Source organism: Halomonas sp. NPDC076908 (genome assembly GCF_050269715.1).
Classification (GTDB): Bacteria; Pseudomonadota; Gammaproteobacteria; order Pseudomonadales; family Halomonadaceae; genus Vreelandella.
This window is the reverse complement of sequence record NZ_JBNNIW010000031.1, coordinates 36,136-50,266: the sequence shown is the minus strand read 5'-3', so window position 1 is coordinate 50,266 and position 14,131 is coordinate 36,136. Positions and strand designations below refer to the sequence as shown.

The window sequence follows — 14,131 nt, the reverse complement described above, 5'->3', positions numbered from 1 at the left end:
CGCGTTACGACAAGCTGGCCAGTAGCTTCAAGGCCATGGTGACATTGGCTTGCATTGAGCAATGCATGAGAGCCGACTTTTCAGACAGAACCTAGCCTGATAGGTACTTATTGGCCAGAGGGCGATGCAGCCAACGGATAACCATTTATCCACGGCGGATTGAAAGCCTCCATCGCACACGCTAAATGCTTGGGCCTAGATCAAGCGTTGCACTAGGCCTGCGTTGACTCGACATACGCCCGCCTGGGCCGCGCGCTTTATCAAAAAGCGTGATGTGAACATCGCTATTTGCCAGCACTTGGTCGCAGGCAAGCCCGGCTATACCTGCCCTAATAATGGCCACAGAGTGATTAGCAGAAAGCGTCGGTAGCTTGCTCGGTGTAGCCATAATTCCTCGAAGCGCTTAAAAGATATTGAATTAACCCATATGTAATCGCATTGTGGTAGTTGTGTATAAAATTCGTACAATTTAGCTACAGCTTTGCTGGGTTTTCGGCTCGGTAATCAATAGGCCGAGGCAGCACCCATAAACGGTATCAACAGGAGTGACACCATGCGCGTATTAGTGACCGGCGGCAGTGGTTTTGTCGGCCAGCGGCTATGCCGACAGTTGATGGAGCAGGGCCATGAGGTGCAGGTAGTATCCCGCACTCCTCACAAAGTGCGAGATCGTCTGCCAAACGGCTGTGATATTCGTGAGAACCCCCAGGCGTTTATTGACTCACCGCCGGATGCGCTGGTTAATCTGGCCGGTGAATCGATTGCTGGTAAGCGCTGGAGCGATGAGCAAAAAGCCAAGCTGATTAACTCGCGGGTGGCGGCTACGCAACAGCTGGTAGCACTGTGTGAACAGCTTAAGCAGAACGAGCAGCCGCTGCCGAAGGTAATGGTGTCGGGCTCGGCGATGGGCTATTACGGCGATCAGGGTAAACGCGTGGTGAGCGAAGAGACCATGCCCAACGATGAATTCGCCCATCGTCTTTGCAAACAGTGGGAGGCCGCCGCAAAACCCATTGAATCCCTGGGGGTGCGTTTAGCGATTTTACGTACGGGGTTGGTATTAGAAGCGGGCGGCGGCAGCCTGCAGAAGATGCTGCCACCGTTTAAGCTGGGCTTAGGTGGGCGTTTTGGCAGTGGCGAGCAGTTTATGCCCTGGATTCACCGCGACGATCTTGTCGCGGCGATCTTGTTTCTTATCAATGAAGAGAGCTTGAGCGGTGCCTTTAATGGTAGCGCACCGCACCCGGTAACCAATGCCACGTTTACCAAAACCCTGGCTAAGCAGCTCAATCGACCCGCTATTTTCCCGGTGCCCGCTTTTGTATTAAAAGCGGGGCTGGGAGAAATGTCGCGGCTACTGCTGACCGGGGCGGATATGCGCCCTGCGCGCCTTGAAGCGGCAGGATTTAGCTTTAAGTACCCCACTCTCGACAAGGCGCTTGAGGCGATACTTTAAGCAGCCCTGATTAATGATCGGCGTCAACAGTGATAATCACGCGCACTGAATCAAGCCGCAGGCGGGTATTTTCGATAGCTTCGCTAAGCGCATGGCGCTCATTTTTTAGCGCATCTATTTCAGCACTACGCACCGCCGGATTGTGCTCGGCTAGCGCGATCAGACGGGCAAGCTCGGCATCCAGTTGGGCTCGCATACGCGCTTCGGCGTTTTCGACAATGCTGGGTAGCTGGCGCTCGGCTTCGCCTTCGCCCTGGCTCAGCAGCTCACGCAACTGATCATGACGGCTTTTGATCAAATCCCGCGCCAGCGACTTATTGACCTTCTGCAGGTTCTTACCCAAGCCCGTGAAGGAGATTTTGCTGGTCAGGTTGGCGCCTGACTCATCCAGCAGCACACGCACGGCGGTGGGCGGCAAGAAGCGGTTTAGGTGCAGCTTTTTGGGTGCCGGGCAGTGGGTACGGAATACCAGCTCGGCCATCAATCTGCCGCCTGGAATGGCATCATGGCGCAGCAGGGCCAGCGCCGAGTTGCCCATGGTGCCATCCAGAACGCGACCCATCATTTCACGTAGCAGCGGATGCTCCCAGGAGAGCCGCTGAACATCGTCTCGCGCCAGTGCTTGAGCACGGCTAAGGGTGGCGGTAAAGCCCTCTTCGCCTTTGACCAAGCCAGGCAAACCATCAAGCATATGCTGGCTAGGCTGCAGGTGCATAAGGCCCTTGCCAATCTCCTGACTGTCCACCCCAAAAATATCCAGTGCCCGTTCAAGGTAACGCGGTAGCGCTGCGTCGTCGTCCAGCTCACGCACAGCGTCGATGACTTGCTGGGCGCGCGCTGGGCGACAGGCGTTGAGTTCCAGCAGCCGATTGCGGCCTGCATCGTGTTCAGCCAGCTTAGCGCTAAACATAGTGCGAGTTTCGGCAATGATTTCTTCAAGGGTTTCGTCATCCAGCAGGGCGTCCGCCAAGGCGTCACCAAAGGCTTCAAACAGATCACTGCCGACGCCATGGGGCGCGCTGAACGCGTCCATGCCTTCGTGATACCAGCGCAGCAGGCGTTCGCCAGGGCTGCCCTCAAAGGTAGGAATATGCAGCTCAATGGCATGGCGCTGGCCAATACGATCCAGGCGGCCAATACGCTGCTCTAGCTGATCTGGGTGTTGGGGCATATCAAACATGACTAAGTGGCGGCAGAACTGGAAGTTACGCCCCTCAGAACCAATCTCCGAGCAGACCAGTACCTGCGCGCCCTCTTCTTCGTCGGCAAAGGCGGCCGCTGCACGGTCACGCTCTACCAAGGAGAGACCTTCGTGGAACACTGGCGCATGATAGCCACCCAGCACCCGCAGTCCTTCGGCCAGGCCTTCGGCGGTGGCCCGGTGGTGAGCAATCACCAGCACTTTATCGTTGGCAAAGCCGCTGTCGCTATCATCGCTAAGCTTTTCAAGCAACCAGTTTACCCGTGGATCAATATGCCACCAGGCTTCTGTGTTGAGCGGGTCGTCGGTGAGCTCGCGATACACTGCATCGGGATAGATCAGCACATCAGGGTGATCCATACCGGTCTCGATCAACAGCTCATCAAGGTAGTCTTCGTCCCGTTCCAGGCGGCGCACTACGCGGCGATAAGCTGAAGGCAGCGCAAGCGGGGCTAAGTTTAAGCGCCGCTCAGGGAAGCCTCCGACGTGACGGCGGCTGTTGCGGAACATCACACGGCCAGTGCCATGGCGATCCAGCAGCGCTTCACTAAGTTGGGCGCGAGCAGTGTCTTGCTGCTCTTTACTCGCTTCCTCATTACACAGGGTGGCCAGCAACGCTTGGCTGTCCCGGTCATCGGCCACGTTGGATACGTGAGCGCTGGCAGCGGGGTCACCGGGCAATGTATCTAACGCATCAATCGCGCGAGCGACGTCGGTGTAGTGGCTCTCTTCGGCTTTAAAGCGCTCCAGGTCGTGGTAGCGCTCCCCGTCCAGCAATCTTAGCCGGGCAAAGTGGCTCTTAATACCCATCTGCTCGGGGGTGGCGGTGAGTAGCAACAGACCGGGAATCACCGCGGCGAGCTGTTCAACGCATTGGTAGCCAGGGCCACTGCCATCCTCGCTCCAGTCGAGGTGGTGCGCTTCGTCAACAATCAGCACATCGAACTGGCTGGCAAGTGCCTGCTCTTGACGATGCGGGTTAGCAAATAGCCAGCCTTGGCTGGCCAGTACCAACTGAGCGCTTTCGAAGGGATTGGCGCTGCCGTGGGCTTGGCTTTGCGTCTCATCTAATAGAGAGACGTTGAGCGTGAAGCGCCGCAGTAATTCCACCAGCCACTGGTGAGTGAGGCTGTCGGGTACCAAAATCAGCGCGCGCTCAACGCGCCCATTGAGCAGCAGGCGATGAAGAACCAGGCCAGCTTCAATTGTTTTGCCAAGGCCTACTTCGTCTGCCAGTAGTACCCGTGGGGCATGGCGGTTGGCAACTTCATCGGCAATATAGAGCTGGTGAGGAATTAAATCGATGCGCGGCCCAGAGAAGCCCAGTGCACTGTGCTGCTCAATACGCTGATAGTGATGCAGGGTACGAAAACGTAGGTCAAACCAATCGTTGCGGTCTACCTGTCCTGTCAGCAGGCGGTCGCGGGCCTGGTCAAACTGCATGGTATCCGCAAGCTTAGCTTCTGGCAGCTCGCGCAGGTTTCCCTCGCTGTCTTCACCGATATAGGTGATCAAACCGCGGGACTCTTTGCTATCGTCGACGATCATCTGCCAGCCGTCGGCGGAAAGCACGCGGTCGCCGCTGCCGAACATTACGCGAGTGAGAGGGGCTTGGCGGGTATTGTAAGTACGGGTTTCCTGACTGGCACTGAACAAAATGGTAACGCTACGGGCGTCGCAGTTAAGCACGGTGCCGAGCCCAAGCTCAGCTTCGCCGTCACTAATCCAGCGCTGGCCGGGAGAAAAATCGCTCATGATGCCTCGGAGGAGTCTGCAAAACGGGTCGTATACCGCCGGGGGGAGCTCCGGCGGCAACAGGGCGGGGGATTCTAACGCAAACCAGCGAGGGGATTAAGGTGTATCGGCATCAATCTTGTAACCAGCGATCAAGATGCGCGCGGGTAAGCTCGCCCACATGCACATCCAAGGTGTTTCCCTGGCCGTCAAACAGTACTGTAGTGGGTAGTCCAGGCGCTTCAAAAAGCACCATAAGCTGTTGATTAGGATCGCGCAGCGCATAGCGAAACGCGAGCTGCTGCTCATCTAAATAACGCACCATGGGCAGCAGGTCTTCGCCCTGATTGGCAACCACCACGCTGACGCCTTCGCGCTGTGCGGCCTCTTCGAGCAGCGGCATTTCACGCAGGCACGGCGGGCACCAGGTAGCCCATAGGTTAACGATGATACGTTCGCTGTCTGCTGCCAAGGCAGGCAGATGAACTTCATTGCCGTCCAGATCTTCAAGGGTGATATCGGGCAGTTCGCTTACCGCAAAGCTGTTGCCCAGGGGGGCTAAGGTCGCGACCACCAACCACAGGCTAGAGGCGGCAACGAGCATAAGCATTGCACCGCCCATAGCCAGCAACCGCGCACGTAGCGTCCAGGCTGTCCATACCAAGCCTGCTGCCATACCCCACAGGCCGTGGTAGCCGGGCTGCCAGAGCTTTAGCGCTTCAAGTGGGTCGGCGCTATAGCTATCGAGATGAAGTATGATATGCCCCGCCCGTGCGCCGACTAACCAAACCATGATGAGCCCGGTAAACCAACGCTGCTGAGCCGGACGTGGTAGCCCTAATAAATAGCGTGCGCTAATGAGCAGCAGTAGCGCGCAGCCAACGGCATAGAGACGTGGCAGCGAAATCAGTAGCGGGCCGAGAGCAATGGCGTTCATGGGCTTCCAGTTCAGGTTTCCGTTCAGGCTTACAATATGGGTTTTTAATTCCGGTTTCCGGTTAAGCATTCCGTGAAACGGGTACACTGGCAAACCTTACCATGCGAGCTGCAAATTACGGAGACGTTATGCCCCCACCCGCTTTCGATAAGCTGCGCGCGTTAGCGATCGGCTCCCAAGCGATTGGCTTGATACTCATCATTACGCTGGAAACCATTATGGGCAATGCGGCCCGTCCCTGGCAGGGGGTGGTGCTTGCCGCCATGGTAGCCACAGCGCTAATCATCGCGCTAGTGCGCCTTTACCGCCGCAATCTTGCTCGCAAGCGCTGGGCCGAACGACTGGACGACAATGATAATGACGATGCCTAGTGCGTGCCGTTGGTCTCAATGGCTGAGCTTACTAGTGTTGTACGGTTTGTTAGCTGGTTGTACCCATGCGGTAGTCCGCGAGCATCACACCGCGCTTACCGTGCATGAGGCACGAGACACTTGGCTGGGCGAGCAGGTTCATCAGGTGCTGGCGGAACAGTCAGAGCCCGATGGTTTTGCACTGCTCGCCAATGGGCAAGACGCATTTGCTGCCCGCGCAGGCTTGATCCGCCAAGCGGAGCGCGAGCTGGATATTCAAACCTACTTGCTGGGTGATGGCCAAACCACACGCTTGATTTTGGCACATCTGCTGGATGCCGCGGAAGAGGGTGTTCGGGTTCGCCTGCTGGTCGATGATATCGGCGCTATTGGCCAGGGCGACCGCTTAGCGGCACTGGCGAGCCACCCGAGTATTCACGTGCGCGTTTATAACCCGCTAGCCGCTGGGCGTGGCCATATCGTGACACGAGTTTTAGCGTCGGTGGTCAACCCCGCTCAGCAGCATCGCCGAATGCATAACAAATTATGGGTAGCCGATAACAGTGTCGCTATCGTGGGTGGGCGCAATCTGGGCGATGAGTACTTTAATGCCAACGATTCGCGCAACTTTGCTGATTTGGACTTTGTCACCATTGGCGAGGTGGTGCCAGAACTCTCGCGTAGCTTTGACCTGTATTGGAACCATGGTCTCGCTCAGCCGATTGAACGCTATCACCAAGTGGACGATAACGCCTGGCAAACGCTGAAAAGCGAACTTGAGGCTTGGTTGGACGATAACGCTGACTCGGAATACTTTACCGAGCTACGTCATCAGGCGCGTACGGCACCGCCTTGGGAAACCCTGCATTGGGGTGAGGGGCTAGCGATATGGGATGCCCCAGGCAAGCTGACGGCGGGTACACCGGAATGGTCGGACACCCTGCTGGGTGATTTGACCGATGCCACAACGCTTGAAGAGCGTCTGGTGATTATTTCCGCCTACTTTGTGCCCACCGAGCAAGGGGTGAAAAGCCTAACGGATCTTGCCGACCAAGGCATCACCGTTGAGATTATTACTAATTCCTTGGAGTCAACAGACGCTGCTATCGTGCATGGTGCTTACGCGCCTTGGCGTGAAACGCTACTTCGACACGGCGTTGTTCTCTACGAAATGCGCCCTGAGCAAGAAGCTGGCGCCAGTGATGATATGCGTGTCCCCGGCGCATCTGCGTCAGCGTTGCATATCAAGGCGCTAAGTTTTGACGATCAACTGTTTGTGGGTTCGTTTAATGTTGATCCGCGCTCTATCTACTGGAATACCGAAACCGGCGTGCTAGCGCGTAGCGAGTCACTTATACAGGCATTTAACGAACTGTTAACGGCAGGCCAAGACCCATCGCTGAGTTACCAAGTCGAACTTACCCCTGAAGGCGAGTTGAACTGGCACCTAGAGCGTGATGGGAAGATGGAGGTATTAACTTCAGAGCCAGGTAATTTTTGGCGCCATTTCAACGCCTGGTTAAGTTATACGCTCAGGCTAGAGCGCTTGCTGTAATGTCTGATGCAAAGTAGCGTTAGAAACGGGCGCTTGTGTTTTTGGCGTTCCAGTTCCAAATTAATAGCAGCCTTAACGTTTGACCGCTGGGGCACACTAAAAAAGCACAACCTGTTATCTCATTGGGAGCGACAAATAATATGATCAATAAGCGCGCATTAGCCACTGCTGTGGCGGCCTCAACCCTGGCAATGACTGGACTGGCCCAGGCAGAGGTCAAGGTTGGCTTCTTGGGCGGTTTTACGGGTGGCATTGAGAGCTTAACGCCGGCGATTTTTGAGGGTGCCCAGTTGGCCGTTGAGCAGGTCAATGAGCAAGGCGGTATTTTAGATGGCCAAACATTGGTCATGCCTTCTGGCGATACCACCTGTTCCGATGCATCGGCCGCCTCTAACGCCGCCGACCGTATGGTTAACTCTGAGAATGTCACCGCCATTGTTGGCGCGCTATGTACAGGTGCCACCATTGCTGCCGCTAACAACGCGGCGATTCCTGGCGGCGTGTTGATGGTATCGCCTGCGTCTACCGCGCCTGCGGTGTCAGAACTTGATGATAATGACCTGGTATTCCGCACGGTGCCGTCAGACGCTTTCCAAGGGGAAATCCTGGCCAAACTGCTGCTGGATAAAGGCATTGATGCCGTCGCCGTAACCTTTGTAAACAACGACTACGGGCGTGGCCTCGCGGATGCCTTTAGCGCTGCCTTTGAAGCGGGTGGCGGTGAAGTTGCCGAAAGCCTTGCCCATGAAGATAACCGCGCTGACTATCGTTCTGAACTAGGCTCGCTTTCTGTCAGTGGTGTTGAAACCCTGGTGGTTTTGGCCTACGCCGATACCTCTGGTCAAACGGTGCTGCGTCAAGCCTATGAAAGCGGCATGTTTACCCAATACGTAGGCGCGGATGGCATGGTAGGCGATAGTCTTATCAATGCGATTGGTGCTGATGTGCTGGACGGTATGATCGCCACTCGTCCCGGTAGCCCTGACCTTCCCGGCACCGATATCTTTATCGAAGCCGCCGAGGCCGCCGGTTTAGACCCAAGCGCGGTGTTTGCCGCCCAAGCCTACGACGCAGCCTTCTTGATTGCGTTGGCGATTGAGCAAAACGGCAGCGCTGACCGCGAAGGGCTTTCTGAAGCGCTGCGCAGTGTTTCCAGTGCACCCGGTGAAATCATTCTTCCCGGCGAGTGGGAAAAAGCAGTTGAGCTGATTGCTGCAGGTACCGAAATCAACTACGAAGGCGCGTCTGGCTCTCACGAGTTTGATGAGAATGGCGACGTTCCCGGCGTAGTGGTAGAAATGGCGGTTGAAGATGGCACCTTTACCAGTAAAGGACAGGTTGATCTTTAAGCCTCACGCTAAGCGTTAAAAAAATGCCCGGCTTATTAAGCCGGGCATTTTTATGGAACAATATTTATGTGCATCAGCCGTGGCTTTTGATCTTCTCGGGCAGCAGGCCTTTGGGGGCGAAGCGCAGTACCATGGTAATCAGCAAGCCAATTACCAGCACCCGTGCCTGCAGGGCGCGGCTATCCATATTGCCAGGTGCATCCCAGCCGAACGCGCCTTCGCCGAAGGCGACTGCTAGCTGCATTAAGAACAGCGCCAGTGGCTCCGACATAATCCAGATGATATACACCGCGACGGCGCCAAAAATGGTGCCTAAGTTATTACCTGGCCCGCCGAGAATCACCATCACCAATACCAAGAAGGTATGATTCAGCGGTAAGTAGCCTTGTGGGTCGAACAGACTGTTAAAGGTACCCAACATGCCGCCGCCAATGCCCATCAATATGCAGCCCAATACGAAGATTTCCAGCCGCCGCTTATTGATATCTTTACCCATAGCAGCCGCAGAGACTTCGTTATCGCGAATCGCCCGAATCATGCGTCCCCAAGGGGCGTTATACGCGCGAGTGAGCAGAAAGAAGATCGCTGCAATCACGACCGCCGTAACAGACAGGTAGATCGCACGGGCCAGAGTAAAGCCCAGCTCGGAAGGGCCGGGTGTTGGCCATGGTAGCGGTGATACCGTCGCGGTACCGCGGGTTAACCAGTCCGAGTTTTTCAAAAAGGCCTTAATGATTTCAGCAATGCCTAGGGTGGCAATTGCCAGGTAATCACTGCGTAGGCCCAGGCACACATGGCCGATAAAGTAGCCCACACCGCCCGCGAGGGCACCGCCGACAATCCAGCCGGTCCAGGCGGGCAGCCCAAAACCACCGACAAAACCAGCACGGGACTGGATCTCGCTGGTCACTTCACGCAGCAGGCTGATGATGACTAGGTAGAGTACCAGCGCCAGGATCACGGCGATAAAGGTGCGCAGCTTTTTCGGCACGCCCAGACGGTCAAGCTTGGTGGCTCCCACCACGACCAGAATGGCGGCCAAGCCGTAGAGCAATACGCGGCCCAGTTCACCAGGCAGCTCGGTACCCCAGAACGCATCGTTAACCGGTACGCTGAATAGCATGGCACAGAAGCCGCCCAGGGCCACAAAGCCCATTACCCCGGCGTTGAATTGACCGGCGTAACCCCACTGAATGGTTAAGCCCAAGGCAAGGATCGCGTAGCAAGCGGCTTCGACCAGCATGCGGGTGCTGTAGGCCGCGCCCATAATGGCGTAGACAGCCAGCACGGCGACCAGCAGTACGCCAAACAGAATTAGCTCACGTAGCGGAAAGCGGCGCTGTTGGGTGGTGTCACGGGGGGTATAGGAGGGATTGAGGTTAGACATTAGATCACCTTGCCCTTAAAGAGTCCGGTGGGACGCCACACCAAAATGGCTACCAGAATGAAAAATGGCACCACGATTTTGTACTCGGTACCCACAAACGCCAAATTCGACGGTAGCTCAAGCCACGCGGGCAGGCTATCGCGGAAGGGGCGTAGCAGCACGTTCCAATTGAACACCGCCAGGGTTTCTGCAAAGCCCACCACAAAGCCCCCGGCAATAGCACCATAAGGATGCCCCACACCTCCTACAATCGCTGCCGCGAAGATGGGCAGCAGCAGGAAGAAGCTCAAGTCGGGTTTGAAGGTAACGTCTAGCGAAAGCAGCGTTCCGGCAATCGCTGCCAACCCACCAGCAATCACCCAAGTCACGGCCACAATGGTATTGGTGTTAATGCCTGAGGCCTGGGCAAGTTCGGGGTTGTCTGACATGGCGCGCATGGCCTTGCCTAACCGTGAACGGTTGAGGAAGAGATGCAAAGCGACAACGGCGACCAGCGTAATCACAAATAGATAAATTTGCGGTTCGGTAATCACAATAGGCGCCCTCGCGCCCTCAAACGGTAGAGCAATACGGAAGATTTCCTTGCGATCATCGACATATAAACTTTGCCCACCGGTGCCTGCGAATAAACGAATCAAACCCTGTAGGATCAGGGTGACGCCCAGCGAGCCGATCACCAGCACAATAGGTTTGACCCCATGGGCACGCAGTGGCTTATAGAACACTTTATCGACGCCTACCGCTAAGCCTGCGGTCAATAACATCGCTAGTGGAAGCATTAATATGCCGGTAGGGACGCCGACGCTTGCCCCCGCTGCGGGGAAGGCAGTCGTGAGCAGAAGCACCATAAAGGCACCAAAGGTCATCATATCGGCGTGGGCGAAGTGGGCGAAGCGCATAATGCTGAAAATCAGCGTTACCCCAATCGCCCCAATGGCGTAGATCGAGCCCGTGACACTGCCCGCGATCACCACATTATTGATGAAAAAAACCAGTTCGTTCACATCTCTCTCCCTGGGGCTAGCCGCCCAAAAAGCTTTTAGCGACATCTGGGTCAGCAAGAAGGGCTGCACCCGTATCGGTAAAGCGGTTTTGGCCTGCGGCCAGCACAAAGCCTTTGTCGGCAATCGCTAATGCTTGTTTTGCATTTTGTTCCACCATCAAAATACCAACACCAGCGGCGTTGATCTGTTTGACGCGGTCAAAAATTTCATTCATGTAGAGCGGCGACAGCCCAGCGGTGGGCTCATCAAGTAACAGCAGGCTGGGTTCGGCCATCAGCGCACGGCCCATCGCGACCATCTGACGCTGACCACCGGAAAGCTCGCCTGCCGGCTGGCGGCGTTTCTCATAGAGTGGCGGGAAAAACTCGTACACTTGGGCCAGCATGCGCTTGACGTTTTGCGGCTTTAAAAACGCCCCCATCTCCAGGTTTTCCTGTACCGAAAGGCTGGGGAAAACGTTTTTCTCCTGGGGGACAAATCCCATGCCCCGCTGCACCAATTGGTTAGAGGGCAAGTTATGAATGGGCTTGCCGTGGAGCAGAATTTCGCCCTGATTGACATGCAACAGGCCAAATACCGCTTTCAGCATGGTCGATTTGCCTGCCCCGTTAGGGCCGACGATAACGCCGACTTCATCGGCTTCTAGCGTCATGTTCACCCCGTTAAGGATGTTCATTCCGCCATAGCCGCCGTGCACATCGCGTGCGTCAATCAATGGCATATGGACATATCTCATCAAGGTCGCTTATAGCGACATCATTGTATTAGTTGGTTGTATTAATCGATGGGTAGTGGAAACGTTACTTTTAAGCAGCATCGGTGCCAAAGTAGGCCTCGATTACTGCAGGGTTATTCTGAATATCACTAATGTGTCCTTCTACCATCACGCTGCCCTGGGCCAGTACAATCACCGGGTCACACAGGCGTGCGATCATCTCCATATCGTGCTCAATGACTAAAAAGGTGTAACCCATCTCGCGGTTTAAACGCTCAATATTGCCAATCAAGTCACCCAGCAGCGTGCGGTTGACCCCCGCAGCGATCTCATCCAGAAGCACCACCTTGGCATCGGTCATCATGGTGCGACCCAGTTCCAATAGCTTCTTCTGACCGCCGGATAAATTACCGGCGAGCTCGTTACGCACATGGTGCAGGCCAACAAAGTCGATGACCTCTAACGCACGACGGCGTACCTCTTCTTCTTGCTGGCGCACCAAGCTTGGCTTTAGCCAAGCGCTAAAAAGGCTTTCCCCCGCTTGCTGGGGCGGTACCATCATCAGATTTTCCAGCGCGCTCATCTGACTGAACTCGTGGGCAATCTGGAAGGTGCGTAGCAACCCCTTATGGAAGCGCTGGTTGGCGCTAAGCGAGGTAATATCTTCACCGTCGAGCAGAACGCGGCCGCTGTCAGGTATTAAGGCGCCGGCAATCAGGTTGAAGAGTGTCGACTTGCCCGCGCCGTTGGGGCCAATCATGCCGGTAATAGAGCCTTTCTCAACTTGAATGGAGCAGTCGTTAATCACCTGCAGGCCGCCAAAAGCTTTGTTAACGCGCTGTACTTCAATAAGAGGTGTCATGGATTCTCCACGCGATGCAGGCGGCTAATAAGCCGCCTGCGTACCGTTATTAAATTGTTTGTCGTGGTTTTTTTAGCCACTGCTGACTGGCTGCAAAGGCACCAACAATGAGCAGTGCACCCAGGGTGGGGATGAGATAGCCATCCACCTGGGGAATCGTACGTAAAAAGACAAATGCTACCGCGGCAGGGGCGACAAAGCGCACCAGCAAGCGCCAGCACTTAAACCAAGTGACGTTGGTGCCCAGCTCTTTCATGACTTCGCTTTGGGTTAGCGCCCAGCCAGCAAACAGTGCAATCATCAGGCCGCCCACCGGCATAAAGATATTGGTGAGTAACTCAATGAAATCAAACGCGCTACGCCCAAATAGCGTATGGAAAATCGTGCCTTCGGCCCAGATGTTAAAACTAACGACCGTTAATAGACCCATAGCCCAGGCGGCGATGACCATAATCACGACCGCTTGAGGGCGGGTCATATCGAAGCGTTCGACAAGAAATGCCGCAACGGGCTCAATCAGCGAGATCGAAGAGCTAATCGCGGCGCCAAGCACCAGAATAAAGAACACACCACCGACCAGTGCGCCAAACGGCATCTCAGCAAACGCTAGTGGCAGGGTAACAAACATTAGCCCAGGGCCTTGGCCCGTTTCTAAGCCTGCTCCAAATACCAGTGCGAAGATAGCTAGGCCTGCAATCATGGCCACGGCGGTATCCACAATGGCGACCGCAAAGGCGGTGCGGGTCAGCGACACATCGCTGGGCATGTAAGCACCGTACGCCATGATGGCCCCCATCCCTAAACTCAGCGTAAAGAACGATTGGCCCATGGCTTGTAGCCAACCCTCTAAGCTGAGGTCGGCGATATTAAAGGTAAACAGGAAGTTCGCGGCGGCGCCTACATCACCGTTAACAACGCTATAGGCCAATACCACTAACAGAATTACAAACAGAGCGGGCATCATAATGCGTAGGCCTGATTCGATACCTTTATGGATCCCCATGCCGACGATCAACGCAGACGCTGCAATGAAAAGAGTGTGATAGAGCGTCATCAGTCCCGGGGCGGCCAGCAGCGCGTCAAAGCCTTCACTGATAGTTTGCGCATCGGCACCGACCAAGGAGCCGGTCAGCATTAACCCAGTGTAGTGAATCGCCCAGCCGGCAATCACCGAATAGAAACTTAATATTAGAAAAGCCGACGCCGCGCCCAGCCAGCCAATCGTTTCCCAAGCACGCGATGTGCGGTGAGTTTTGGTGAGATGGCGCATGCCCATAATCGGGCTTTGACGGCTGGTACGCCCGAGCATAATTTCGGCAATTAAAATGGGGATGCCGACGGCAAATATCGTGAGCGCGTAGACCAAAATAAAGGCACCACCGCCGTTTTCCCCGGTGAGATAAGGAAAGGCCATAGATTACCCAAACCGACTGCGGAACCAACGGCGGCGAGAAGAAAGGTACCTTTATGCGTCCAGACGTTGTGACCGCTCATGGGTAAGAGTGTCCATGGTTAAGTGCATGGATGGGGTAGGTATCCAAACACTTGTATGAATATAAGGATGGCAGCGTTCCTGGGACG

Annotated in this window: 11 protein-coding genes and 1 pseudogene; 4 read left to right on the top strand and 8 right to left on the bottom strand. The window is 55.5% G+C overall.

Going from position 1 to position 14,131, the window contains the following annotated elements; all coding sequences use genetic code 11:
- Window positions 1-181: 181 nt before the first annotated feature.
- On the bottom strand, window positions 182-388 hold the full coding sequence (locus ACQKE4_RS16060) for an NAD(P)-binding protein (protein WP_427389339.1): 207 nt from the start codon (window positions 386-388) through the stop codon (window positions 182-184).
- Window positions 389-553: 165 nt separating this feature from the next.
- Here ACQKE4_RS16060 and ACQKE4_RS16055 point away from each other — a divergent pair, with 165 nt between their 5' ends.
- On the top strand, window positions 554-1,456 hold the full coding sequence (locus ACQKE4_RS16055) for a TIGR01777 family oxidoreductase (RefSeq protein WP_427389338.1): 903 nt from the start codon (window positions 554-556) through the stop codon (window positions 1,454-1,456).
- A gap of 10 nt (window positions 1,457-1,466) precedes the next feature.
- On the opposite strand, the gene rapA is transcribed toward ACQKE4_RS16055, so the two are convergent.
- A complete protein-coding gene (gene rapA, locus ACQKE4_RS16050) occupies window positions 1,467-4,412 on the bottom strand; it encodes an RNA polymerase-associated protein RapA (protein ID WP_427389337.1) in 2,946 nt (981 codons plus the stop codon).
- A gap of 112 nt (window positions 4,413-4,524) precedes the next feature.
- Window positions 4,525-5,328 carry a redoxin family protein gene (locus tag ACQKE4_RS16045; RefSeq protein ID WP_427389336.1) on the bottom strand — a complete coding sequence of 268 codons (804 nt, stop codon included), beginning with the start codon at window positions 5,326-5,328 and terminating at the stop codon, window positions 4,525-4,527.
- Between the two features lie 128 nt (window positions 5,329-5,456).
- Here ACQKE4_RS16045 and ACQKE4_RS16040 point away from each other — a divergent pair, with 128 nt between their 5' ends.
- The 3 genes from ACQKE4_RS16040 (at window position 5,457) to ACQKE4_RS16030 (ending at window position 8,582) form a co-directional block, all read left to right on the top strand.
- On the top strand, window positions 5,457-5,699 hold the full coding sequence (locus ACQKE4_RS16040) for a hypothetical protein (protein WP_427389335.1): 243 nt from the start codon (window positions 5,457-5,459) through the stop codon (window positions 5,697-5,699).
- Window positions 5,692-7,233 carry a phospholipase D family protein gene (locus ACQKE4_RS16035; RefSeq protein WP_427389334.1) on the top strand — a complete coding sequence of 514 codons (1,542 nt, stop codon included), beginning with the start codon at window positions 5,692-5,694 and terminating at the stop codon, window positions 7,231-7,233. Before ACQKE4_RS16040 ends, ACQKE4_RS16035 begins: the two co-directional genes overlap by 8 nt.
- Before the next feature lie 140 nt (window positions 7,234-7,373).
- A complete protein-coding gene (locus ACQKE4_RS16030) occupies window positions 7,374-8,582 on the top strand; it encodes an ABC transporter substrate-binding protein (protein ID WP_427389333.1) in 1,209 nt (402 codons plus the stop codon).
- Between the two features lie 73 nt (window positions 8,583-8,655).
- On the opposite strand, the gene ACQKE4_RS16025 is transcribed toward ACQKE4_RS16030, so the two are convergent.
- From ACQKE4_RS16025 to ACQKE4_RS16005, 5 genes and pseudogenes are all read right to left on the bottom strand, one after another.
- Window positions 8,656-9,969: a branched-chain amino acid ABC transporter permease gene (locus ACQKE4_RS16025; protein WP_427389332.1), complete on the bottom strand. Its 1,314-nt coding sequence runs from the start codon at window positions 9,967-9,969 to the stop codon at window positions 8,656-8,658.
- On the bottom strand, window positions 9,969-10,973 hold the full coding sequence (locus ACQKE4_RS16020; protein WP_427389331.1) for a branched-chain amino acid ABC transporter permease: 1,005 nt from the start codon (window positions 10,971-10,973) through the stop codon (window positions 9,969-9,971). The genes ACQKE4_RS16025 and ACQKE4_RS16020 overlap by 1 nt, the downstream gene beginning before the upstream one ends.
- Before the next feature lie 16 nt (window positions 10,974-10,989).
- Complete coding sequence (locus ACQKE4_RS16015; RefSeq protein ID WP_427389330.1) at window positions 10,990-11,694, bottom strand: ABC transporter ATP-binding protein; 705 nt, start codon at window positions 11,692-11,694, stop codon at window positions 10,990-10,992.
- An 85-nt stretch (window positions 11,695-11,779) separates the two neighbouring features.
- Window positions 11,780-12,550: an ABC transporter ATP-binding protein gene (locus ACQKE4_RS16010; RefSeq protein ID WP_427389329.1), complete on the bottom strand. Its 771-nt coding sequence runs from the start codon at window positions 12,548-12,550 to the stop codon at window positions 11,780-11,782.
- Window positions 12,551-12,599: 49 nt separating this feature from the next.
- A pseudogene (locus tag ACQKE4_RS16005) lies at window positions 12,600-14,044 on the bottom strand (sodium-dependent transporter).
- Between the last annotated feature and the right edge of the window lie 87 nt (window positions 14,045-14,131).